Annotated in this window: 23 protein-coding genes; 11 read left to right on the top strand and 12 right to left on the bottom strand. The window is 73.7% G+C overall.

Translation table 11 applies throughout. From position 1 onward, the window contains the following. Window positions 1-72: 72 nt before the first annotated feature. Together ACLQ2U_RS09160 and ACLQ2U_RS09155 are read right to left on the bottom strand one after the other, a co-directional pair. On the bottom strand, window positions 73-546 hold the full coding sequence (locus ACLQ2U_RS09160; RefSeq protein ID WP_425750109.1) for an SRPBCC family protein: 474 nt from the start codon (window positions 544-546) through the stop codon (window positions 73-75). Next, window positions 543-863, bottom strand: coding sequence for an ArsR/SmtB family transcription factor (locus ACLQ2U_RS09155; RefSeq protein ID WP_425750108.1), 321 nt, complete (start codon window positions 861-863; stop codon window positions 543-545). Before ACLQ2U_RS09155 ends, ACLQ2U_RS09160 begins: the two co-directional genes overlap by 4 nt. 250 nt (window positions 864-1,113) lie before the next feature. Here ACLQ2U_RS09155 and ACLQ2U_RS09150 point away from each other — a divergent pair, with 250 nt between their 5' ends. Then, entirely contained in the window at window positions 1,114-1,995 is an 882-nt protein-coding gene (locus tag ACLQ2U_RS09150) for a trypsin-like serine protease (RefSeq protein ID WP_425750107.1), read from the top strand. A 64-nt stretch (window positions 1,996-2,059) separates the two neighbouring features. Here ACLQ2U_RS09150 and ACLQ2U_RS09145 read toward each other — a convergent pair whose 3' ends face one another. Both ACLQ2U_RS09145 and ACLQ2U_RS09140 read right to left on the bottom strand, forming a co-directional pair. Further along, complete coding sequence (locus ACLQ2U_RS09145) at window positions 2,060-2,656, bottom strand: ATP-dependent Clp protease proteolytic subunit (protein ID WP_425750106.1); 597 nt, start codon at window positions 2,654-2,656, stop codon at window positions 2,060-2,062. 132 nt (window positions 2,657-2,788) lie between these two features. Next, window positions 2,789-3,460: a helix-turn-helix domain-containing protein gene (locus tag ACLQ2U_RS09140; RefSeq protein WP_425750152.1), complete on the bottom strand. Its 672-nt coding sequence runs from the start codon at window positions 3,458-3,460 to the stop codon at window positions 2,789-2,791. 152 nt (window positions 3,461-3,612) lie between these two features. Between ACLQ2U_RS09140 and ACLQ2U_RS09135 the strand changes: the two genes are divergently transcribed. Further along, window positions 3,613-4,623, top strand: a complete 1,011-nt coding sequence (locus ACLQ2U_RS09135) for a potassium channel family protein (RefSeq protein ID WP_425750105.1) — start codon at window positions 3,613-3,615, stop codon at window positions 4,621-4,623. A gap of 79 nt (window positions 4,624-4,702) precedes the next feature. Here ACLQ2U_RS09135 and ACLQ2U_RS09130 read toward each other — a convergent pair whose 3' ends face one another. The 3 genes from ACLQ2U_RS09130 to ACLQ2U_RS09120 form a co-directional block, all read right to left on the bottom strand. Next, a complete protein-coding gene (locus ACLQ2U_RS09130; protein WP_425750104.1) occupies window positions 4,703-5,737 on the bottom strand; it encodes a 2-oxoacid:ferredoxin oxidoreductase subunit beta in 1,035 nt (344 codons plus the stop codon). Continuing rightward, on the bottom strand, window positions 5,730-7,577 hold the full coding sequence (locus ACLQ2U_RS09125; RefSeq protein ID WP_425750103.1) for a 2-oxoacid:acceptor oxidoreductase subunit alpha: 1,848 nt from the start codon (window positions 7,575-7,577) through the stop codon (window positions 5,730-5,732). Before ACLQ2U_RS09125 ends, ACLQ2U_RS09130 begins: the two co-directional genes overlap by 8 nt. 295 nt (window positions 7,578-7,872) lie before the next feature. Then, the gene (locus ACLQ2U_RS09120) at window positions 7,873-9,327 is read right to left on the bottom strand and encodes a hypothetical protein (protein ID WP_425750102.1); all 1,455 of its coding nucleotides are present in this window, start codon (window positions 9,325-9,327) and stop codon (window positions 7,873-7,875) included. Between the two features lie 146 nt (window positions 9,328-9,473). Here ACLQ2U_RS09120 and ndhC point away from each other — a divergent pair, with 146 nt between their 5' ends. Continuing rightward, window positions 9,474-9,851, top strand: a complete 378-nt coding sequence (gene ndhC, locus ACLQ2U_RS09115; protein WP_425750101.1) for an NADH-quinone oxidoreductase subunit A — start codon at window positions 9,474-9,476, stop codon at window positions 9,849-9,851. 23 nt (window positions 9,852-9,874) lie between these two features. Here the strand turns inward: ndhC and folP are convergent, their stop codons facing one another. Further along, on the bottom strand, window positions 9,875-10,744 hold the full coding sequence (folP, locus tag ACLQ2U_RS09110; RefSeq protein WP_425750100.1) for a dihydropteroate synthase: 870 nt from the start codon (window positions 10,742-10,744) through the stop codon (window positions 9,875-9,877). A 156-nt stretch (window positions 10,745-10,900) separates the two neighbouring features. On the opposite strand from folP, the gene ACLQ2U_RS09105 reads away from it, so the two are divergent. From ACLQ2U_RS09105 to ACLQ2U_RS09090, 4 genes are read left to right on the top strand one after another with little or no spacing between them, the layout of a single operon-like run. Continuing rightward, window positions 10,901-11,575, top strand: coding sequence for a DivIVA domain-containing protein (locus tag ACLQ2U_RS09105; protein WP_425750099.1), 675 nt, complete (start codon window positions 10,901-10,903; stop codon window positions 11,573-11,575). After that, window positions 11,572-12,087: an SRPBCC family protein gene (locus tag ACLQ2U_RS09100; protein WP_425750098.1), complete on the top strand. Its 516-nt coding sequence runs from the start codon at window positions 11,572-11,574 to the stop codon at window positions 12,085-12,087. The genes ACLQ2U_RS09105 and ACLQ2U_RS09100 overlap by 4 nt, the downstream gene beginning before the upstream one ends. Window positions 12,088-12,127: 40 nt before the next feature. Further along, window positions 12,128-12,724 carry a DNA-3-methyladenine glycosylase I gene (locus ACLQ2U_RS09095; RefSeq protein WP_425750097.1) on the top strand — a complete coding sequence of 199 codons (597 nt, stop codon included), beginning with the start codon at window positions 12,128-12,130 and terminating at the stop codon, window positions 12,722-12,724. Continuing rightward, entirely contained in the window at window positions 12,721-13,305 is a 585-nt protein-coding gene (locus ACLQ2U_RS09090; protein ID WP_425750096.1) for a hypothetical protein, read from the top strand. Before ACLQ2U_RS09095 ends, ACLQ2U_RS09090 begins: the two co-directional genes overlap by 4 nt. A gap of 72 nt (window positions 13,306-13,377) precedes the next feature. On the opposite strand, the gene ACLQ2U_RS09085 is transcribed toward ACLQ2U_RS09090, so the two are convergent. Then, window positions 13,378-14,169, bottom strand: a complete 792-nt coding sequence (locus ACLQ2U_RS09085; protein WP_425750095.1) for an enoyl-CoA hydratase/isomerase family protein — start codon at window positions 14,167-14,169, stop codon at window positions 13,378-13,380. 4 nt (window positions 14,170-14,173) lie between these two features. Further along, on the bottom strand, window positions 14,174-14,992 hold the full coding sequence (locus tag ACLQ2U_RS09080; RefSeq protein ID WP_425750094.1) for a PaaX family transcriptional regulator C-terminal domain-containing protein: 819 nt from the start codon (window positions 14,990-14,992) through the stop codon (window positions 14,174-14,176). Between the two features lie 189 nt (window positions 14,993-15,181). On the opposite strand from ACLQ2U_RS09080, the gene ACLQ2U_RS09075 reads away from it, so the two are divergent. Then, window positions 15,182-15,349: a DUF3117 domain-containing protein gene (locus ACLQ2U_RS09075; protein WP_007455245.1), complete on the top strand. Its 168-nt coding sequence runs from the start codon at window positions 15,182-15,184 to the stop codon at window positions 15,347-15,349. Between the two features lie 145 nt (window positions 15,350-15,494). Next, window positions 15,495-16,970: a leucyl aminopeptidase family protein gene (locus ACLQ2U_RS09070; RefSeq protein ID WP_425750093.1), complete on the top strand. Its 1,476-nt coding sequence runs from the start codon at window positions 15,495-15,497 to the stop codon at window positions 16,968-16,970. A gap of 48 nt (window positions 16,971-17,018) precedes the next feature. Here the strand turns inward: ACLQ2U_RS09070 and ACLQ2U_RS09065 are convergent, their stop codons facing one another. After that, complete coding sequence (locus ACLQ2U_RS09065; RefSeq protein WP_425750151.1) at window positions 17,019-17,627, bottom strand: O-methyltransferase; 609 nt, start codon at window positions 17,625-17,627, stop codon at window positions 17,019-17,021. A 256-nt stretch (window positions 17,628-17,883) separates the two neighbouring features. Between ACLQ2U_RS09065 and ACLQ2U_RS09060 the strand changes: the two genes are divergently transcribed. Together ACLQ2U_RS09060 and ACLQ2U_RS09055 are read left to right on the top strand one after the other, a co-directional pair. After that, window positions 17,884-19,221, top strand: a complete 1,338-nt coding sequence (locus tag ACLQ2U_RS09060; protein ID WP_425750150.1) for a S1C family serine protease — start codon at window positions 17,884-17,886, stop codon at window positions 19,219-19,221. A gap of 74 nt (window positions 19,222-19,295) precedes the next feature. After that, a complete protein-coding gene (locus tag ACLQ2U_RS09055; RefSeq protein WP_425750092.1) occupies window positions 19,296-19,718 on the top strand; it encodes a preprotein translocase subunit TatB in 423 nt (140 codons plus the stop codon). Between the two features lie 191 nt (window positions 19,719-19,909). On the opposite strand, the gene ACLQ2U_RS09050 is transcribed toward ACLQ2U_RS09055, so the two are convergent. Then, window positions 19,910-21,058, bottom strand: coding sequence for an Mrp/NBP35 family ATP-binding protein (locus ACLQ2U_RS09050; protein ID WP_425750091.1), 1,149 nt, complete (start codon window positions 21,056-21,058; stop codon window positions 19,910-19,912). Between the last annotated feature and the right edge of the window lie 23 nt (window positions 21,059-21,081).

The following is a 21,081-nucleotide window of genomic DNA, read 5'->3' as shown; positions in this document are numbered from 1 at the left end:
ATCGCCGGCCGGCAGGCGCCCCGGCGGGGACCGGGGCGCCTGCTGCCGTCGCGGTCGGACCGCCGTTGAGCGTCAGACGGTGGCGGCGTACATCCGCAGCCCGGCCGGCCAGCCGCCATCGCTGGCGACCGCGTCCCGTACGCCCTCCCAGCCGGACCCGTGCGCGTCGAGCCGGTCGTGCACCAGCTCGACCCGGGTGCCGGCCTCCGTCGGGGTGAAGGTGACGGTGACCCGGCTGCCGGGGGCGTCCGGGGCCGGCGGCTTCCAGTCGGGGCCGATCAGCCAGGAGAAGGCGAAGGTGCGCGGCGGGTCCCAGGTGAGGACCCGGCCCCAGGTGCAGACCTCGCCGGCGTCGTTCTCCTCCCACAGTCGGCCACCGACCTGCGGGTCGACGCCGACCTGCTTGAGTTCGCCGGACTGGAGGTGGTGCGAGCGTTCCCACCAGCGGTCCATGCCGGTGGTGAAGACACTGAAGGCGTGTTCGGGTGGGGCGGCGACCTCGACGCTGGTGCGGACGACGGTCGGCCCGGTGGTCTCTGTTGTCATGGTGTCTCCTCGGGCTGGTGCTCTACGGCCTGCGCGAACGCGGCCAGGGCCTGGTTCCAGAACTGGTCGAAGTAGCCGCGTACGGCGGCCAGACCCTGGGGGTCGAGCGCGTAGACGCGGCGGGTGCCCACGGCGGTGGACGAGACGAGTCGGGCTTCCTTGAGGACTTTCAGGTGTTGCGAGACCGCGGGACGGCTGACCGGCAGGCCGGCCGCGATCTCGGCGACGGAACGGGGACCGGCGGCGAGGAGCTCGAAGATGGACCGCCGGGTCGCGTCGCCCAGGGCGTCCAACATCCGCCCTTGGTAAGTGGCCACGAACGGTAAGTCTAGACTTTCCGATGCTCCTGTCAAGGAGGCCAGGGCCCGCCGACGAACGACGGGCGATGTAACGAGAATTGGCCGGAAAGCGCTGCGCCTTCCCGCGCCGCGCGCTGGGCCGCCCCGGCATAGGCTCCCATGTATGTCGACCGCGGGTCACGGTGGGTCGTGACCTGGTCGGACGCGATCGAGGGGGCGCGTCCGGCATCGGTCGTCCTCGTCTTCACGTGACCACCCGGAGGACCCTTTGCGTCGTACCGCACTGCTCTCCACACTGACCGCCGGGGCGCTCGCCGCGGTCCTGGCCGGCGCCGGTCCGGCGTCGGCGATCAACACCTACCACGCGCAGCCCGCGCCCGAACGCACCGAGGTCGGGGCGCTCGTCGTGCAGTGGGACAACGACCTCGACCCGGCCACGCCGGACGTCGTCGACTGGTACTGCACCGGCACCATGGTCGACCGGAACACTTTCCTCACCGCCGCCCACTGCACCACCGACTGGGCGCCGGGCGTGCGCTTCTACGTCTCGCTCGCCCAGAACGTGCAGGCTGAGCTGGACGCGGCCAAGGCCAAGGGGCTCAGCCCGGCCGCGGTCGCCGCGAAGGTCGGCGTCGAGGGCACCGAGCACACCAGCCCCGACTACCCGGGCAACTCGGCCGACTCGCACGACATCGGCGTGATCGAGTTCGGCGACGCCGGGGCCGCCACGCTGGCGGAGCGCTGGCCGTTTACCCCGGCCGTATTGCCGTCCGCCGGCCAGCTCGACGCCCTCGGCTCCCGCGCGCTCGACGCGGCCCGCTGGGAGGTCATGGGGTACGGCACCGAGGAGGCCCTGCGCGGCCCCGGCGGCCACACCCACCCGGGCGGCGGCGCCCGGATGAAGGCCGACGTCGGCTTCGACGCGCTCAACAAGACCTGGGTACGCCTGGCGATGAACGAGTCGCGGGGCTACGGCGGCGCCTGCTACGGCGATTCCGGCGGCCCGAACTTCGTCACCGTCGAGGGCCGGCGGATCCTCGCCGCCACCACCATCACCGGCGACTCTCCCTGCTACGCCACCAACGTGGTGTACCGGATGGACACTGACAGCGCGCGGGGCTTCCTCGACGACTTCGTCGACCTGCCCTGACCCGACGCGCGAGCGGCGGCCGGCGGGAGTCCATCCCGCCGGCCGCCGTCTTTTCCGCCGCGGGTCACACCCCGAGCTGGTCCGCGCGGGTGATCACCTGGTCGATCAGGCCGTAGTCGCGGGCCTGCCCGGCGGTGAACCAGCGGTCCCGGTCCCAGTCGCGCTGGATCTCGTCGAGGGTGCGCCCGCTGTGCTCGGCGGTCAGCTCCTGCATGGTCCGCTTCACGTGCAGCATGTTCTCCGCCTGGATGGTGATGTCGGCGGCCGTGCCGCCCATCCCGCCCGAGGGCTGGTGCATCATGATCCGCGAGTGCGGGAGCGCGAAACGCTTGCCCGCCGCCCCGGCGCAGAGCAGGAACTGACCCATCGAGCCGGCGAAGCCGAGCGCCAGGGTCGCCACGTCGTTCCTGACGTAGCGCATGGTGTCGTAGACGGCCATCCCCGCGCTGACCGAGCCGCCCGGCGAGTTGATGTAGAGGTAGATGTCCCGCTCGGCGTCCTCGGCGGCTAGCAGCAGGATCTGCGCACAGATCTGGTTCGCCGAGGCGTCGGTGACCTCGGTGCCGAGGAAGACGATCCGTTCCCGCAGCAGCCGCTCGTACACCTGGTCACCGAAGGACGGCTGGCCGCCGTCCAGCATTCGCACGCCGTACCCGATCATCGCGACCGCCCTCCACGCGCCGGCGGGCGACCGCACCGCCCGGGAACCGGCGCCTCCAGCCTGCGCCCGGCGGTGGTCGCGGCCCCAGCGTTTCTGCCGGCGGCAGATCGGCCGTGGGCAGAACCGGCCGGCCTAACCGGCGGTCAGTCGCCGCCGGCCCGCCCGGGCCCGCCTCCGGGCCAGCGCCCGGCGGGTACGCGGACCAGGGTGCCCGGCCGGCGCCAAGGCGATCAGCCGGACCCGCAGGCCGGACCCGCCGACGGGCGAGCCGCCGTGCAGCGTCGCCCCGCCGACGTGCACGGCCAAACCCAGGGGCGGCAGGGATCCGACGACGTGCAGCAACGGCCCGCCCGCACCGCCGACGGACGACATCGGCCGGCCCACGTGCGGCATGGAAGCGCCGACGGGCGACATCGACCCGCCCGGCCGCGGCACCGGCGCGGCCGTCCGTGCGTTGGGCCCGCCGGCGTGGAAGCCGATCCGGAGGGTCGGGCCGGTGGCGTCGCGGCGGGCGACCGGCACCCGCTCCAGCCGGGCCAGGGCGGCCCGGGGCGCGGCGGGGATCCGCGGCTCGACCCGGCGCAGGTCGTCGCGGGCCCCCTCCAGCAGGTCCGACAGGCTGATTCCGAGGGCGCGGCAGATCGCGGCGAGCACCTCCGAGGAGGCCTCCTTGCGCCCGCGCTCCACCTCGGAGAGATAGGGCAGCGAGACGCCGGCTGCCTTGGCCACCTCGCGCAGCGTGCGGCCCTGACGCAGGCGTACCCGGCGCAGCACCCCACCGATCACCCGGCGCAGCAGCGACATGCGGGCCTCCTCGTGGTCGGCGTCCCGGGACCTCCCCATCATGCCCGGTCCCGGCCCCGCCTACCGGCCCGGTACGCCACCCCGGGGTGCGCTTTCCCCGCCAACCGCTATGTTGTGGGCGTGCAGGCGACCCAGGGGGAGCAGGACCGACGGTGATCCATTTCCCGGCGCAGCGGCGGGGCCCGCTCAGCGCGTTGAGCCTCCGCCTGGCCGCCGCCCTGGGCCTGGTGGTCCTCACCGTGGCAGTGGTCTACCTCGACCGGGCCGGCTACCGCGACGTCGACGAGAACGGGCTGACCCTGCTCGACTGCGCCTACTACGCGGTGGTCACCCTTTCGACGACCGGGTACGGCGACATCACCCCGTTCTCGCCGTCGGCCCGGTTGGTCAACGTCCTGTTCATCACCCCCGCCCGGGTGATCTTCCTGATCATCCTGGTTGGCACCACCTTGGAAGTCCTGACCGAGCAGTACCGGACCGGCCGTCGCCTGGGGCGGTGGAGGAGAACCGTGAAGGACCACGTCATCATCTGCGGCTATGGCACCAAGGGCCGAAGCGCGGTCTCCGCCCTGCTGGAGAACGGCCTGGACAAGTCCCGGATCGTGGTGGTGGAGCGCAGCGGCGCCGCCCTGCGGCAGGCCACCTCCGCCGGGCTGGTCGCCATCGAGGGCTCCGCCACCCGCTCGTCGGTGCTGGAGGAGGCGCACGTCCGCAACGCCAAGTCGGTGATCATCGCGACCGACAGCGACGACGCGTCGGTGCTGGTGGCGCTCACCGTCCGGCAGCTCACCGCCGGTCAGGTCCGGATCATCGCGGCGGTTCGGGAGGCGGAGAACGCCCCGCTGCTGCGGCAGAGCGGCGCGCACCACGTGATCGTCTCCTCGGCCACCGCGGGCCGGCTTCTCGGCCTCTCCACCTCGGCGCCGCCGCTGATCGACGTGGTGGAGGACCTGCTCACCCCGGGCCAGGGCATGGCGCTGGCGATGCGTTCGGCCGAGCGGCACGAGGTGGGCAAGTCGCCGCGCGAGCTGGAGGCGCTGGTGATCGCGCTGGTCCGGCGCGGCAAGGTGGTCACCCTCATGGACAAGGCCGCCGCGGTGATCGAGACCGGCGACATGCTGGTCCACGTCCGCGACGACCGCCCCACCGCCACCACCTCCTGACCCCCTCCGCGCACGCATACAGAGAAAGAGTGGCCAGTCCCGAGGGGATGGCCACTCTTTCCGTGAAAGCGCGGTGGAGCTAGACGATGGTCCAGGTGTCGCCGCTGGAGAGGAGGGCGGCGAGCTGCTGCTCGGGGGTCTCGGTGACCGTGGCCTTCGCCGTGGCGAGCTGCTCCTGCACCACGCTGTCGTACGACGGGCGGTCGACCGAGCGGAACACGCCGATCGGGGTGTTCCGCAGGTCCAGACCGGGCAGCCGGGACAGCGCGAAGGCGTACGCCGGGTCGGTGACCGTCGCGTCGTGCACGACGATCTCCCCGGCCGGGGTGGTCGCGGTCTCCCGGACCTCGAGGCCGAAGCCGCCCGGCGGGTGGACGACGCAGAACTGCCCGTCCTTGCCGAAGGTGATCGGCTGCCCGTGCTCCAGCCGGATCAGGTAGTCGTCCCGGGTGTCCGGCTCCTTGAGCTGGTCGAACGCGCCGTCGTTGAAGATGTTGCAGTTCTGGTAGATCTCCACGAACGCCGAGCCCTGGTGCTCCGCGGCGGCCCGCAGCACCGACTGGAGGTGCTTGCGGTCCGAGTCGATGGTGCGGCCGACGAAGGTGGCCTCCGCGCCGAGCGCCAGCGACAGCGGGTTGAACGGAGCATCCGCCGAACCGGCCGGGGTCGACTTGGTGATCTTGCCGACCTCGGAGGTGGGGGAGTACTGGCCCTTGGTCAGACCGTAGATCCGGTTGTTGAAGAGCAGGATCTTGAGGTTGACGTTGCGGCGCAGCGCGTGGATCAGGTGGTTGCCGCCGATGGAGAGCGCGTCGCCGTCACCGGTCACCACCCAGACCGACAGGTCCGGGCGGGAGACCGACAGGCCGGTGGCGATCGCCGGGGCGCGACCGTGGATCGAGTGCATCCCGTAGGTGTTCATGTAGTACGGGAAGCGCGACGAGCAGCCGATGCCGGAGACGAAGACGATGTTCTCGCGGGGGATGTTCAGCTCGGGCATGAACTGCTGCACCGCGGCGAGGATCGCGTAGTCACCGCACCCGGGGCACCAGCGCACCTCCTGGTCGGACTTGAAGTCCTTGGCGGTGAGCTTGAGGGCGACGGGCTCAGACATTCTTCAGCACCTCTTCCAGCATCGTCTCCAGCTCGGCGGCGGTGAACGGCAGGCCGCGGACCTGGTTGTAGCCGATCGCGTCGACCAGGTAGCGGCCCCGGATCACCTGGGCCAGCTGGCCGAGGTTCATCTCGGGGATGACCACCCGGTCGTAGGCGCGCAGCACCTCGCCGAGGTTGGCCGGCATCGGGGCCAGGTGCCGCAGGTGGGCCTGGGCCACGGAGAGCCCGCGCTGGCGCAGGCCACGGCAGGCCGCGCCGATCGGGCCGTACGTGGAGCCCCAGCCGAGCACCAGCACCCGGGCGTCGCCGTCCGGGTCCTCCACCTCGATGTCGGGCACCGGGATGGTCTCGATCCGGGCCGCCCGGGTGCGCACCATGAAGTCGTGGTTCGCCGGGTCGTACGAGATGTCACCGGTCTTGTCGGCTTTCTCCAGCCCGCCGATCCGGTGCTCCAGCCCCGGCGTGCCCGGGATGGCCCACGGCCGGGCCAGGGTCTCCGGGTCGCGCAGGTAGGGCAGGAAGGTGGTGCCGTCCTCGCCGTTGGGCGTGGTGGCGAACTCGACCCGCAGGTCGGGCAGGGACTCGACGTCGGGCAGCAGCCACGGCTCGGAGCCGTTCGCGACGTAGTTGTCCGACAGCAGGAGCACCGGGGTGCGGTAGGTCAGCGCGATCCGGGCTGCCTCGAGCGCCGCGTGGAAGCAGTCCGACGGCGACTTCGGCGCGATCACCGCGACCGGCGCCTCGCCGTGCCGGCCGTACAGCGCCATGTTGAGGTCGGCCTGCTCGGTCTTGGTCGGCATGCCGGTGGACGGTCCGGCCCGCTGCACGTCCACGATCACCAGCGGCAGCTCCAGCGCCACGGCCAGTGAGATGGTCTCGCTCTTGAGCGCGACACCGGGACCGCTGGTGGTGGTGATGCCGAGCGAGCCGCCGTACGACGCGCCCAGCGCCGCGCCGACCGCGGCGATCTCGTCCTCGGCCTGCATGGTGATTACGCCGAACCGCTTGTGTTTGCTCAGCTCGTGCAGGATGTCCGAGGCCGGGGTGATCGGGTACGCCCCGAGGAAGACCGGCAGCCCCGAGCGCACGCCGGCGGCCACCAGGCCGAGCGAGAGCGCCGCGTTGCCGGTGATGTTCCGGTAGGTGCCGGGCAGCATCTTCGCCGGCTTCACCTCGTAGCGCACCGAGAAGTCCTCGGTGGTCTCGCCGAAGTTCCAGCCGGCCTTGAAGGCGGCCACGTTCGCGGTGACCAGCTCGGGCCGGGCCGCGAACTTGCGCCCGAGGAAGCGCAGCGTCGACTCGTACGGCCGGGAGTACATCCAGGAGAGCAGGCCGAGGGCGAACATGTTCTTGGCCCGCTCGGCGTCCTTCTTGGACACGTCGTGCTCGGCCAGCGCGCCGACCGTCATCGAGGTCAGCGCCACCGGGTGCACCACGTAGCCGGCGAGCGAGTCGTCCTCGAGCGGGCTGGTCTGGTAGCCCACCTTGGCCAGGTTGCGCCTGGTGAACTCGTCGGTGTTGACGATGATGTCCGCCCCGCGCGGCAGGTCGCCCAGGTTGGCCTTGAGGGCCGCTGGGTTCATCGCCACCAGGACGTTCGGCGCGTCGCCGGGGGTCAGGATGTCATAGTCGGCGAAGTGCACCTGGAAGCTCGACACACCCGGGAGCGTGCCGGCGGGTGCCCGGATCTCGGCCGGGAAGTTGGGCAACGTGGAGATGTCGTTGCCCAGCTGCGCCGTCTCCGAGGTGAACCGGTCGCCGGTCAACTGCATGCCGTCGCCGGAGTCACCGGCGAAACGGATGACCACCCGGTCCAGTTGACGGATCTGCTTGGTCACGCCCGCACCTCGCTTAGCTCAGCCCCGGACCGCGGGCGGCTGAACATGTTGGTGACCCCGCCTTGCCCCGCCACGTGACCTCCTTGACGCGCCACTGCGCCGACCCACCCGTGGCTGGTCCGGCCCGCTGTCGTTCCTCACCTGAGAGCCTACGTCGAGCCGTTAGAGCATCCCTGGTGGAGGTCAGACGACTGGGACCGGATTTGGCAGCCGTATATCCCAGTTTGTGAAGTTTGGCGGGCAGTCGCCGTAATCGAGATCACCGGCCATCGGCACATACCGGTGGCCGGTCCGGTCACTCGGTCGTCGCCGGGTTCGCCGCCGGGTCGGGGGCCGGCCCGGTCATCCGCCGTCGCAGCGACGTGGTGGCCAGGGCCAGCGCCAGCACCACCAGCAGCCCGGAGACCGCGATCAGGATGACCGCGATCCGCTGCACCGAGGTCATCCCGCCGCCGCCGGAGGACTGTCCAGCCGCGGCGAGCACGCCCTGCGAGCCGGTCGGGGCGGGGGTCGCCACCGGCGGCGTGGCCAGCGCGGCCGCGGCGGTGATCCGGAAGCTCATCTGCATCTGCTTCGTCCGGCCGCTGCGCGGGTCGAGCCGACCGACCACGGCGCCGGCCAGCGGCGCCTCGCGCTGCGCCTCCGGCGTGGCGGTGACCGGCAGCCGCAGGGTCGCGATCCGGCCGGCGGGCAGGGTGCCCACGTCGCACCGGGTACGCGTCGGCGAGGTCGCCGCGCAGCCGGCCGGCGGGGTCGGCACGCTCACCCCGGCGGGCAGGACCACCTCGACCCGGCCGGCGGCGTCCACCTTGCCGGTGTTACCCAGCCGGACGGCCAGCTCGGTGGGGGCGCCGCTGATGTCGAAGGCCACCTCGTCGGCGTCCAGCGTCAACCCGGGCACCGGCGGGCCGGGCGGGAAGAGCACCGCGAAGCCCTCGTTGTCCTCGGCGGTGCCGTTCACCCCCGCGCCGGTCGCGGTCACCCGGACCGAGCCGCTCAGCGGCATCTGCCGCCAGGCGGTGCCGCTGACCCGTACCCGGATCAGGCTGCTGAACCTCGCGCCCGGCGCGGTGGTCCACTCGCCGCAGCGCCAGTTCCCGTCGCCGGAGGCGGCGCAGCCGGGAGTCCCGGCGTCGGTCAGCCCGGCCGGCAGCGTGTAGGCGAGTCGGAGCTGCTCCGGCACGGTGCCGGTGTTGGTGACGGTGACCCGCAGCGTGGTGACGGTGCTCCTCGCGTTCCAGTACGCGGGGCTGAGCGACACGTCCCGGGTGTGCACCCGGGCGCCGATCTGGCCCGTGGCCACCGGACCCGGCCCGGGCTGGGCCGGCGGGGCGGGATTGGCGGGCAGACCCGGCGCGGACGGCCTGGTGGCCGGGGCGGTGGTGGGTGCCGCGGTGGTGACGGTCGGGGCCGGCTTGTCCGGCGCGGTGGTCTCCGGCACGGCCGTGGTCGGGGCCGTCGTAGGACTGGTCGGTTCCGGGTCCGGGGACTGGGTGGGCGGCGCGGTGGGCGGATCCGGCTCGGGTGCCGTCGGCTCCACCGGCGGCGTGGTCTCCTCGGTCGGGTCACCGGCCGGAGTGGTCTCCTCGGCACCCACCGTAGCGACGCGGGCGACCGTCGGCGCCGCCGTCGCCAGGCCTGGCGCGACCGCCAGCGCGACCGCCAGGCCGACCGCGAGGGACGCCGCGACCAGCGAAGAAGTATGCCGGTCCGACACCCGTCGATCGGGGCCTGAGTCCACGCGGGCCATCTGTCCTCCGTGACACTGGGTGAAGCTTCATTATTCGGCAACAGTTGCCTCGGGGCACTAGTCCCGTCGGGAAACAAATGCGTAACGTGTTCGGTACTCCGCCCGGTCCGTCCGGTCGGGGTCGGTGCCCGGTAGGCTGACTCACCGTGACCGGTTACCTGGGCTCGTACGCGACGCTCGGGCTCCTGCTGCTCGCCGCCGCGCTCTTCTTCGTTACGGCGTTCTCGGCCAATCGGGTGTTACGTCCCGGCCGTCCGGCCGATCCCCCGGGCAAGCGGGCCAGCTACGAGTGCGGCCTCGACCCGGTCGGCGGGGACTGGGCGCAGATGCAGATCCGCTACTACGTCTACGCCTACCTCTACGTCCTCTTCGCGGTCGAGGCGGTCTTCCTGTTCCCCTGGGCGGTGGTCTTCGACCGGCCGGGCTTCGGCCTGGTCACCGTGGCCGAGATGGCCATCTTCGTGGCCGTCGTCGCGCTCGGCATCCTCTACGCCTGGCGCAAGCGCATCCTCCGCTGGACCTGACGCCCCGGCCCCGGGCGGCGGGGTCAGGCCAGGCCGCGGCGGGTCGCCGTCGGGGGGCGGTGACCCCGGATGGAGGCGACCATGTCGAGGACCCGGCGGGTGGGTCGGACCTGGTGGGCGCGGAAGACCTGGGCGCCGAGCCAGGCGGAGACCGCGGTGGCGGCGAGGGTGCCCTCCAGCCGTTCCGGCACCGGCAGGTCGAGCGTCTCGCCGATGAAGTCCTTGTTCGACAACGCCACCAGCAGCGGCCAGCCGGTGCCGGAGAGCTCGTCCAGCCGGCGGGTGATCTCCAGTGAGTGCCGGCTGTTCTTGCCGAAGTCGTGCGCCGGGTCGATCAGGATGCCGTCGGGGCGTACCCCCAGGGCGACCGCGCGCTCGGCGAGCCCGGTCACCGTGGTGACCACGTCGGCGACCACGTCGTCGAAGGTGGCCCGGTGCGGCCGGGTCCGCGGCGCGAGCCCGCCGGCGTGCGAGCAGACCAGCCCGGCGCCGGTCTCGGCGGCCACCCGGGCGAGTGCCGGGTCGGCGCCGGACCAGGTGTCGTTGAGCAGGTCGGCGCCGGCCGCGACCGCCTCCACCGCCACCTCGGCCCGCCAGGTGTCGATCGAGATGACCACCTCGGGAAAGGCGGCCCGGACGGTGGCGATGGTGTCCACCGTCCGCCGGATCTCCTCGGTCACGTCTACCTCGTCGCCCGGGCCGGCCTTCACCCCGCCGATGTCGATGATCTCCGCACCCTCGGTGACCGCGCGCTCCACCGCGCGTAGCGCGCTGTCCTGGGCGAAGGTGGCGCCCCGGTCGAAGAACGAGTCGGGCGTCCGGTTGACGATCGCCATCACCACCAGATCGCCCGGTGCGAACGTCCGCCCACCGAGCCGCAGCGCCCCGGCCATGCCCCGCCTCCCGCCCGTCACCGGCCGGGTCGCCCGGCCGGTGACGACGCTATCCGGTGGTCCGTCGCGCCGTCGGGGCGGGACGCCGACCAGGATCGCCGACGACCCGGCTCGTTGGGGTCGCTCGGGTGCCGGTCCCCGTGCCACGATCTCCCCATGGGTCAGGTTCTGCTCGTACTCGTCATCGCGTTGACCGTGGCCGCGGTGGTGTTCGGGGTGACGGTGCTGGTCTCCGGGCGGGATCCCGGCCTGGCGCCGGCCGAGCCGGACGGTCGGGCCGTCCCGCTGCCCGGCGCCCGCCCGTTGCGCGAGTCGGACGTCGGGGAGGTCCGTTTCGACACCGCGCTGCGCGGCTACCGGATGGCCCAGGTCGACGAGGCGATGCGCCGCGCCGCCTACGACATCGGCTACAAGTCCGAGCTGATCGGCGTGCTGGAGGCGGAGGTCGCGGCGCTGCGCGAGGGCCGGACGGCGGACGCCGACGCGCTGCGCCGGGTCCGCGAGGAGGCCGCCGGCACGCCGTCCGCCGTCGGCGACGACACTCGGGACCACGACCACCCGCCCGTCACCCCGGCCGGCGGCGCCACCGCGCCCGCCGATCGGCTCGGCGTCGAGCGGGTGCCGCCGGTCGACGGTGCGCCCGGCTCCGCGCGCGATGCCGACGACCCCGGCACCCCGCGGGACGCCGTCGCGGCCCCCGCGCCGGACGGCACGGAGCCGCCGCGGGCCGCCGTCGGCGACACCCCGCTCGACACCGCCACCCGCCACGCCGACGACGCCGCCCCGGTCGACGGGCGACCGGGCGCGGTGGCCCGCTCGGAGTCGGCGTGACCGGCCCGGACGGCCCGGACGGCCCGGACGGCCCAGACGGCCTGGGCGAGGCGGCCCAGCCCGGTGCCGGCGAGTTCACCGCCACGGTGATCGTCGACGCCCCCGCCCCCCGCGTCTTCGCGGCGCTGACCGCCTGGGAGCGGCAGTCCGACTGGATCCCGCTCACCACCGTCCGGGTCGTCGAGGGCGACGGCGGGGAGGGCAGCCTGGTCGAGGTGGTCACCCAGCTCGGCCCCGCGGCGCTCCGCGACGAGATGCGGGTGGTCCGGGTCGACGCGCCGTACGAGGTCGGTGTGGTGCACTGCGGCAAACTGCTGCGCGGCCCCGGCGTGCTGCGCTGCACGCCGCTGGCCCGGGACCGGACCCAGGTGGTCTGGCACGAGTGGTTCCACCTCCCCGGCGGGGCGGCCGGCCGGCTGGCCTGGCCGCTGCTCTGGCCGGGCTCCAAGGGCAGCCTGACCCTGGCGCTGAAGAAGTTCGCCCGGCTGGTCGAGCAGGGCCGCCTGCCCTGACCCGAGTCCGATGTCAGGGCCCTGCCCTACCGTGTACGCCGTGACTGACCTGGTGACCGGCGCCGACGGGCTGCCCCGCTGCGCCTGGGGGGCGAGCACCCCGGACTACGCCGTCTACCACGACGAGGAGTGGGGTCGCCCGCTGCACGGCGACGACGCGCTCTACGAGCGCCTCACCCTGGAGGCGTTCCAGTCCGGCCTGTCCTGGCTGACCATCCTGCGCAAGCGTCCCGCGTTCCGGCTCGCCTTCGACGACTTCCGGATCGACCGGGTCGCCCGCTACGGCGAGGCCGACGTGGCCCGGCTCCTCGCCGACGCGGGGATCGTCCGCAACCGGGCCAAGATCGAGGCGGCGGTCGCCAACGCCCGGGCCGCGGCCGAGCTGCCCGACGGCCTCTCCGCGCTGCTCTGGTCGTACGCGCCACCGCCCCGCGCCGCCCGGCCGGAGTCGTTCGCGGCGGTGCCGGCGCTGACCCCGGAGTCCACCGCGCTGGCCAAGGCGCTCAAGAAGCGCGGCTTCCGCTTCGTCGGCCCGACCACGGCGTACGCGCTGATGCAGGCCACCGGGATGGTCGACGACCACCTCGCGGGCTGCCACGTCGCGTCCGGACCGGCGCGTGATGGGATTGGAGCATGACCGCAACCGACCACCGCACCAGCGGGACGACCGACGCTGACGGCGGCCGGGGGGACGGCGCCTGGGCGGTGCTGCTCCCGGCCGGGCGCTACGACGCCGAACGCCTCGTCCACCACGACACCCTCGAGCTGGCCGCCCCGGCCGGGGAGCACCGGCCGCGCGAGGGCGACCCGGTGGCGGTGCTGACGGACGCGCCGGCCCGGCTGGTGGCGCTGGGCCGGGTCATCCGGTTGGGCGCGGAGTCGCTGGTCGTGGCGTACACCCGGCGAGCCTTCGACCACCCGGCGCCGGCCGAGACGGTGACGCTGGCCGGGCCGGTCACCGCGCTCGACGAGGCGGCCTACCGGGAGCTTGCCGACCGGCTCGGCCCGCCGCCGCTGCGCCGCACCTGGCTGGTCAGCCTCGACCTGCCGATCGAGGCCGACTCGCCGGCCGAGGCGGTCCGGCTCTTCTGGTCGTACGTGCGGGAGCTGGGCCCGGCGGAGCTGCCCGCGTTCGTCTCGCCCTCCGGCGACGAGCTGGCCATGCAGGCGTTCGTGCTGGGCGCCGAGGCCAACCAGGATCCGGAGGAGGACGATTAGCCGGGGTTGGGCCGGGTAAGGGCCGCGGAAGCAACGTCGGCCCCGGAGCCGGCGGCGGGGTGCGGGACGCGTTCAGTGTCCCTCGAAGACCGGTTTCTGCTTGTTCACGAAGGCCATCGTGGCGGCCTTGTGGTCGGTGGTGGCGCCGCAGATCGCCTGGGCCTGCGCCTCTGCGGCGAGGGCGTCGGCGAGGGTGCCCGCGTCGGCGATGGAGAGCTGGCGCTTGATCGCCCCGTACGCCACGGTAGGGCCGGCGGCGAGCCGGGCGGCCAGCTCCTGGGCCGTGGGCAGCACCTTCTCGTCGTCGTCCACCAGCGTGTTGAGCAGGCCCAGCCGGCAGGCCTCGTCGGCGCCGACCGGCTCGGCGAGCATCAGCAGCTCGACCGCCTTGGCGTGCCCGACCAGCCGGGGCAGCGTCCAGGAGGCGCCGGTGTCGGCGGCCAGCCCGACCCCGGCGAAGGCCATCAGGAACCGGGTCTTCGGCCCGCCGATCCGGAAGTCGGCGAGGAACGCCAGCGAGGCGCCGGCCCCGGCGGCCATCCCGCGGACCGCGGCCACCACCGGCTTGGGCAGGTTGGCCAGCCGGGCGGCGATCGGGTTGTAGTGCGCCCGCACGGTGTCCAGCGGGTTCGCGGTGGCGGACTGCAGGGTCTGCACGTGCTCGCGCAGGTCCTGGCCGGCGCTGAACGAGCCGCCCGCGCCGGCCAGCACGACCGCCCGGCAGGACCGGTCGGTCTCCAGCTCGGCGAGGGCGTCCCGGAGCGCCTCCTTGAGCGCCACGTCGAGCGAGTTCATCGCCGTCGGGCGGTTCAGCGTCAGGGTGACGATGGCGTCGGTGCGGTCGACGAGCAGCGGCTCGGTCACGTTGTCAACGACCCTTCTGTCGAGCGGTGCGGTTGCAGGCGTCGAGGCAATGCTCGACGTACCGGTCGGCGGCCGGCCGCAGCCGGGCCGCGTGCCGGTCGAAGAAGCTGGCCGCGGCGGTGCCGGGCCAGCGCTCCGGGAGCAGCGCCGGCGGCAGCTGCGGGTCCCGGAAGAGGAAGGTACGCCACGCGTGCACCAGCCGGAACCGGGCCGCGTACGCCTCCTCGTCGCCGCTGCGTACGGTCACCCCGGCCAGCAGGGGGCGCTGCTCGGCGACGAACCCTTCGTACGCGTGCCCGATCTCGCCGAGGTCCCAGGCCCGGCGGACCACCCCCATCGCGCCGGGGGTGCCGGCGGCATGCGCGGCGGTGAACCGCTCGTAGCGCACCCCGGCCTCCTCCAGCAGCACGTCGACGTCCTCGTTGGCCCGGGTCGCCACCCAGGTCTGCTCGTCGAGGGTGCCGTAGCCGAGGAAGCTCAGGTTGGCGGCGAGCCGCTGCCGGTCCCGCCGGGCCGTCGGGGTCTGGAGCACCAGCAGGTCGAATCGGCCGTCCCAGCTGATCCGGCCGGTCCGGTAGATCCGGGCCGCCGCCTCGTCGAGTCGTCGGGCCGCCTTCGGTGTGATCGAATATCCCGGTCCGGTGGCGAGGCGCAGCGGGTCGAGCCAGCCCTGGCGCACCATGCGGGAGACCGCGGTGCGGACGGCCGGGGGTGCGATCCCCAGCGGCGCCAGCAGCTTGACCAGGGCGGCGACGGGTGCGCGGCCACCCCTCGGACGGAGGTAGTCGCCGTACAGGTCGAAGAGTGCCGACCGTGCCTGCATGACCGCACATTGTGACAGGCCTATCCAAGATAAGCTAGATGCTGTTACATCAATGCTGCTCCGGTTTGGGTCCGGCGGTGTTCATCAGGGAAAATCGTTGTCGACACCCCCGTGCACCTTGCGGGTGGTCATGACGAAGTGGCTGTGGGGCAACCCACCGACCCTGGTGTAGGTCTGAGGGGAGACAACATGGCGGCGATGAAGCCGCGGACGGGCGACGGTCCGCTGGAAGTCACCAAGGAGGGCCGGGGCATCGTCATGCGCGTCCCGCTGGAGGGCGGTGGCAGGCTAGTCGTCGAGATGACTCCCGACGAGGCCAACGCGCTCGGTGACGCGCTGAAGGCGGCCGCGGGCTGAGCGACCGACGGTCCACGCGGCGTCCGCCGCATGGACGGTTCGTCATACCCTGAGCCACCGGCATCGCCGGTGGCTCAGGGCCTTCACGTGTCGCGCGGGGCGTCGAGGTCCCGCACCACGAACTTTTCCGGAGGTACGGTCCAGCGTGCTCGCCATCCGTCTGACCGCCGGCTCCGACCGGCTGGACACTCTCGCCCTGCCCGTCCGAGCCGGGGCGGCGACCGGCGGGGGCAACTCCCCGGCGGCGCTGCTCCCGACCGGGCCGGCCCTGCCGGACGAGGTGCTGACGGAGGCGGCCGCCCTGCTGCCGGCGGCCCGGCTGAAGGGCCGGGCCGGCGAGACGTTCCGGCACCTGCGGCCGGCCCGCACCCCGGGCCGGCTGTTGCTGCTCGGGGTCGGCGACGGCGCCGACCGGGGCTGGCGGGCCGCCGGGGCGGCGCTGGCCCGCGCTGCGGCGGATGAGATGCACGTCACGTTCGCGTTGCCGACCGGCGCGCCGGCGGAGGCTGTCCGGTCCTTCGTCGAGGGGCTGCTGCTCGGCTCGTACCGGTTCCGGCTGACCGACGCGGGGGACCCGCCCGCGCTGGCCGAGGTGGAGCTGCTGGCCGCCGACCCGGACAGGTACCACGACGCGGTCGAGGCGGGCCGGACCACCGCCCGGATGACCCGGCTGGCCCGGGACCTGACCAACACCCCCTCCTCCGTGAAGAACCCACAGTGGTTCGCCGAGCAGGTGGCCGCCGCCGCGACCGACCTGCCCGACCTGCACCTGCGGGTACGCGGGCCGGAGGAGCTGGCGGCCGAGGGCTTCGGCGGCATCGTCGCCGTGGGCGGGGGCTCGGCCAGCGGTCCCCGCCTGGTCGAGCTGGACTGGCGGCCGGCCGACGCCCGTACCCACGTGGTGCTGGTCGGGAAGGGGATCACCTTCGACACCGGCGGCATCTCGATCAAGCCGGTGCCGGCGATGAAGCTGATGCGCAAGGACATGGCCGGTGCCGCGGCGGTCGTCGCGGCCACCCTGGGCGCGGCGACAATGGGCCTGCCCGTGCGGGTCACCACCCTCGCCCCGCTGGCGGAGAACATGGTCAGCGGCTCGGCGTTCCGCCCCGGCGACGTCGTCCGCCACTACGGCGGCCTGACCAGCGAGACCACCAACTCCGACGCCGAGGGGCGACTGGTGCTCGCCGACGCCCTCGCGTACGCCGTGCGGGAGCTCAAGCCGGACCTGCTGGTCGACCTGGCCACCCTGACCGGCGCCAACGCGGTCGCGCTCGGCAAGCGGCACGGCGCCCTCTACAGCGAGAACGACGGGCTCGCCGCCGACCTGCTGGCCGCGATCGACGCCGCCGGCGAGGCCGCCTGGCGGATGCCGCTCGCCGGCGACTACGTCGAGCACCTCGGCAGCGAGCTGGCCGACCTGCACAGCTCGCCGGACCGCGGCGCCGGCTCGGTGATGGCCGCGCTCTTCCTGCGCGAGTTCACCGGCGAACTACGCGACCGCTGGCTGCACATCGACATGTCCGCGCCGTCCTGGGCCGACGGGGACGACGCCGAGCTGACCCGGGGCGCGACCGGCTGGGGCGTACGCGGGCTGCTGCGCTGGCTGGCCACGCTGGCCTGAGCCGGCGGTCGTGCCCGGCACCCGGTGGACGTCGGGTCGGTCAGCGGGTCAGCACTTCACCGCGGCGAGCAGGCCGTGGCCGACCGGCAGCAGCGCGGGGATCCAGTGCTCGGACTCCCGGAGCGCCTTGATCGTCTCCCGGACCGTCACCGTCTCCGCGTCCCGGGCCGTCGGGTCACCGATCCGGCCACCGGCGAGGGTGCCGTGCAGGGCGAGCACCCCGCCCGGGCGCAGCAGCCGCAGCGCGGCGTCCACGTACGCCACGAAGCCAGTCGGCTCGGCGTCGACGAAGACCAGGTCGTACGCGCCGTCGGCGAGCCGGGGCAGCACGTCCAGCGCCCGGCCGGTGATGATCCGGGTACGCCCGGACGGGAAGCCGGCCTCGACGAAGATCCGCCGGGCGATCCGCTGGTGCTCGACCTCCAGGTCGATGGTGGTGAGCACCCCGTCGGCCCGCATCCCGCGCAGCAGCCAGGCGCCGCTGACCCCGGTGCCGGTGCCGATCTCCACCACCGCCCGGGCGTTGCCGGCGGCGGCGAGCAGGCGCAGCGCCGCCCCGGCTCCCGGGGTGACCGCGTCGAGGCCCACTTCCCGGGCGAGGCTGCGGGCGGTCCGCAGTACGAGGTCCTCGCCGACGTACGACTCGGCGAACTGCAGCGCCTGCGCCGTCGGGTTGCCGGAACTGGCGACCGTGGCGATGGGACACCTCCGGGCGGCGGGAGTGGTGCGAGGGGCGGGTTGGCGGTATGAGCCTAGAGGCGAGCCTTCCGCCGCGCAGCCGCGCGTCCGCCGGTGACGATCACGCCCGGTAAGTGCTGACTCCACTCGGGGCATCCGTGCAATCCTGGATGCGGTACCCCTCTCGCCGCGGCGGACCCCCTCCCGGCGCGGCACGGGGGGACCGGGGGACGGACTGGGAGGCACCGACGTGACCGACGGCTGGGACTGGCGCCAGCCCGGCGGGACTCCGGCACCGGCGGGACCGCCGGCCGGGGCGCCGCCGCTGGGGCCGCCGGCGGCGCCGCACGGCGCCCCGGGAGGCGCGACATCACCCTGGTGGTCCGACGCGCTCGCCGACCCGTGGCGGGACCCGTACGCGCCGGCCGCGGTGGTGATCCCGACCGCGCCCGCTCCCGGGACCGCACCGGAGCCGGTCAGCGACCCGGACGCGCCGGGCCGGCCGACACTGCGCCAGCTGCTGCTGGTCCCGCTGATCATCGCGCTGCTCGCCGGCACCCTGGGCGGTGCCCTGGGGTACGCCTTCGCGGTCCGCGGCGGAGCCGGCGCCGGGGTGGCGCTCGGCGCCCGTCCCGAGGCGCCGGCGCTGGCCCAGCGCCGTCCCGAGTCGCTGGCCGGGGTCGCCGAGAAGGTCCTGCCCAGCGTGGTGACCGTACGGGTGGCCAGCCTGGGCGGCACCAGCGAGGGCTCCGGCTTCATCGTCAGCGCCGACGGGCACGTGATCACCAACGACCACGTGGTGGCGGGCGGCATCGGCAAGGCGTCGGTGGTCTTCAACGACGGCAGCATCGCCCCGGCGACCGTGGTCGGTCAGGACCCGGAATCGGACATCGCGGTGATCAAGGTGAAGCGCAGCGGGCTGCGCCCGGTCGAGTTCGGCGACTCCGACGCGCTCGCCGTCGGCGACCCGGTGCTCGCCATCGGCTCGCCGCTCTCGCTGGCCAACACCGTCACCGCCGGCATCGTCAGCGCGTTGGACCGCACCATGCAGGCCGGTGAGCCCGGCGGGCCGGTGCGCTACTACGCGGCCATCCAGACCGACGCGGCGGTCAACCACGGCAACTCCGGCGGCCCCCTGGTCGACTCGGCGGGCCGGGTGATCGGGGTCAACTCGACCATCAAGTCGCTGGTCGCCGAGGGGCATGAGGCGGGCAACATCGGGCTCGCCTTCGCCATCCCGATCAACCAGGCCAAGCGGGTCACCCAGGACATCATCGGCACCGGCAAGGCCCGTCGTACGGTGATCGGCGCCCAGGTGGGCGGTACCGGCTCGGCCACCGCGGCCGGCAGCGGCGTACGCCTGGCGGCGGTGGAGCCGTCCGGCCCGGCGGCGGGGGCGGGCCTGCGGGCCGGGGACGTGATCCTGAAGCTCAACGGCCGGCCGATGACCGAGCCGGCCGACCTGATCGCGCTGGTCCGCAAGTTCGCCCCGGGCTCGGTGGTGACGGTCGAGTACCGGCGCGGCGCGAACCGGCAGAACGCCTCGGTGACGCTCGCCGCAGACGCCAAGTGAGGGCCGGTCACCCCCTCCCGGAGCGGCGTCCGACGTGCGTAGTCTTGCCCTGACGCCGACGAGGAGGCCCAGCAGTGCTCGACAACCTGAACTGGTGGGAGATCGGTGCGCTGCTGCTCCTGGCGCTGCTGATCTTCGGTGACCGGCTGCCCAACGTGATCAACGACGGGCTGCGGATGGTGCGCAACCTGCGGAACATGGCCCGCAACGCGACCGGCGACCTCAGCCGCGAGCTGGGCACCGACATCCAGCTGGAGGACCTGCACCCCAAGGCGTTCATCCGCAAGCACCTGCTCAGCGAGGAGGACGAGCAGGCGATCCGGAAGCCGCTGCAGGGCGTCTACGACAACCTGCGGGCGGACGTCACGGGCGTGCACAACGAGCTCAAGGACGTGGCCGACGCCGCGGACGTACGCGGCAACGGCCGCCGCCCCGGCACCGCCACGGGCGGCGCCCCCGCCCCGGCCCCTCGTCCCAGCTACGACGACGCCACCTGACCCCCGCCCGGCCCGGCCCCGGCCGGCGCACGCCATGTCGCCGACATGGCGGTGTCGCGGTCAACGGGACACCGCCACATCGCCGACCCGGAGTTGATCACCGCCCAGGGCGCACGCGCGCGGAAAGAGGGGCCTCCCGCACTCGGGAGGCCCCTATTTCCGTCAAGCGGTTCTCGGCGGGACCGGGAGGGTCAGCGGCCGGCTGGCTTGAGGCCCAGCGGCTTGCCGAGCAGGGACTCGCGGCGCATGGCGAGCCGGTCGGCGAGCTGGCCCAGCGCCTTCGCGGCCGGGGACTCCGGCTCGGCCAGCACGATCGGGTTGCCGGCGTCGCCGCCCTCGCGGACCCGGGTGTCCAGCGGGATCTGACCCAGCAGCGGCACCTGCGCGCCGATCGTCCGGCTCAGCGACTCGGCGACCGCCTGCCCGCCGCCCGCGCCGAAGAGCTCCATCCGCGAGCCGTCCGGCAGCTCCAGCCAGGACATGTTCTCGATGACGCCGACCACCCGCTGGTGGGTCTGCAGGGCGATCGCGCCGGCCCGCTCGGCGACCTCGGCGGCCGCCGCCTGCGGGGTGGTCACCAACAGGATCTCCGAGTTCGGCAGCAGCTGGGCCAGCGAGATGGCCACGTCGCCGGTGCCCGGCGGCAGGTCGAGCAGGAGGACGTCGAGGTCGCCCCAGTAGACGTCGGCGAGGAACTGCTGCAGCGCCCGGTGCAGCATCGGGCCGCGCCACACCACGGCGGCGTTGCCGGAGGTGAACATGCCGATCGAGATGACCTTCACGCCGTGCGCCTGCGGCGGCATGATCATGTCTTCCACCCGGGTCGGGCGGCCGTCCGCGCCGAGCATCCGGGGCACCGAGTGGCCGTAGATGTCCGCGTCGACCACGCCGACGGAGAGGCCGCGGGCGGCCAGCGCGGCGGCCAGGTTGACCGTGACGCTGGACTTGCCGACGCCGCCCTTGCCGCTGGCGACCGCGTAGACGCGGGTACGGGAGCCGGGCTGGGCGAACGGAATCACCGGCTCCTCGGTGGCGCCGCCGCCGCGCAGCTTCGCCTGGAGGCCCTGGCGCTGCTCCGGGCTCATCACGCCGAACTCGATCTCGACACCCGTCACGCCGGGGACCGCCCCCACGGCGGCGGTGATGTCGCTGCGCAGCTTGTCCTTCAGCGGGCAGCCGGCGATGGTCAGCAGCAGCTCGACGCGGACGACGCCGTCGTCGCCGACCTCGGCGGAGCGGACCATGCCCAGCTCGGTGATGGGCCGGCGGATCTCCGGGTCGTTGACGGTGGCCAGGGCGGCCTGGATCGCGTCGGAGATGGTGCTGACGGGTGCTGACATGCCCGCAATGCTACGTCGGTGGT

The organism is Micromonospora sp. DT47 (genome assembly GCF_049844475.1).
Lineage (GTDB): Bacteria > Actinomycetota > Actinomycetes > Mycobacteriales > Micromonosporaceae > Micromonospora.
Note: the sequence above shows the minus strand (reverse complement) of the source record. Positions and strands in the feature narration are given on the sequence as shown.

Excerpts from the sequence above, each read along its gene's own strand:
- ACLQ2U_RS09160 (WP_425750109.1), bottom strand. The coding sequence starts at position 546 with ATGACAACAGAGACCACCGGGCCGACCGTCGTCCGCACCAGCGTCGAG.
- ACLQ2U_RS09145 (WP_425750106.1), bottom strand. The coding sequence starts at position 2,656 with ATGATCGGGTACGGCGTGCGAATGCTGGACGGCGGCCAGCCGTCCTTC.
- ACLQ2U_RS09140 (WP_425750152.1), bottom strand. The coding sequence starts at position 3,460 with ATGTCGCTGCTGCGCCGGGTGATCGGTGGGGTGCTGCGCCGGGTACGC.
- ACLQ2U_RS09130 (WP_425750104.1), bottom strand. The coding sequence starts at position 5,737 with ATGTCTGAGCCCGTCGCCCTCAAGCTCACCGCCAAGGACTTCAAGTCC.
- ACLQ2U_RS09120 (WP_425750102.1), bottom strand. The coding sequence starts at position 9,327 with ATGGCCCGCGTGGACTCAGGCCCCGATCGACGGGTGTCGGACCGGCAT.
- folP (WP_425750100.1), bottom strand. The coding sequence starts at position 10,744 with ATGGCCGGGGCGCTGCGGCTCGGTGGGCGGACGTTCGCACCGGGCGAT.
- ACLQ2U_RS09105 (WP_425750099.1), top strand. The coding sequence starts at position 10,901 with ATGGGTCAGGTTCTGCTCGTACTCGTCATCGCGTTGACCGTGGCCGCG.
- ACLQ2U_RS09090 (WP_425750096.1), top strand. The coding sequence starts at position 12,721 with ATGACCGCAACCGACCACCGCACCAGCGGGACGACCGACGCTGACGGC.
- ACLQ2U_RS09080 (WP_425750094.1), bottom strand. The coding sequence starts at position 14,992 with ATGCAGGCACGGTCGGCACTCTTCGACCTGTACGGCGACTACCTCCGT.
- ACLQ2U_RS09075 (WP_007455245.1), top strand. The coding sequence starts at position 15,182 with ATGGCGGCGATGAAGCCGCGGACGGGCGACGGTCCGCTGGAAGTCACC.
- ACLQ2U_RS09050 (WP_425750091.1), bottom strand. The coding sequence starts at position 21,058 with ATGTCAGCACCCGTCAGCACCATCTCCGACGCGATCCAGGCCGCCCTG.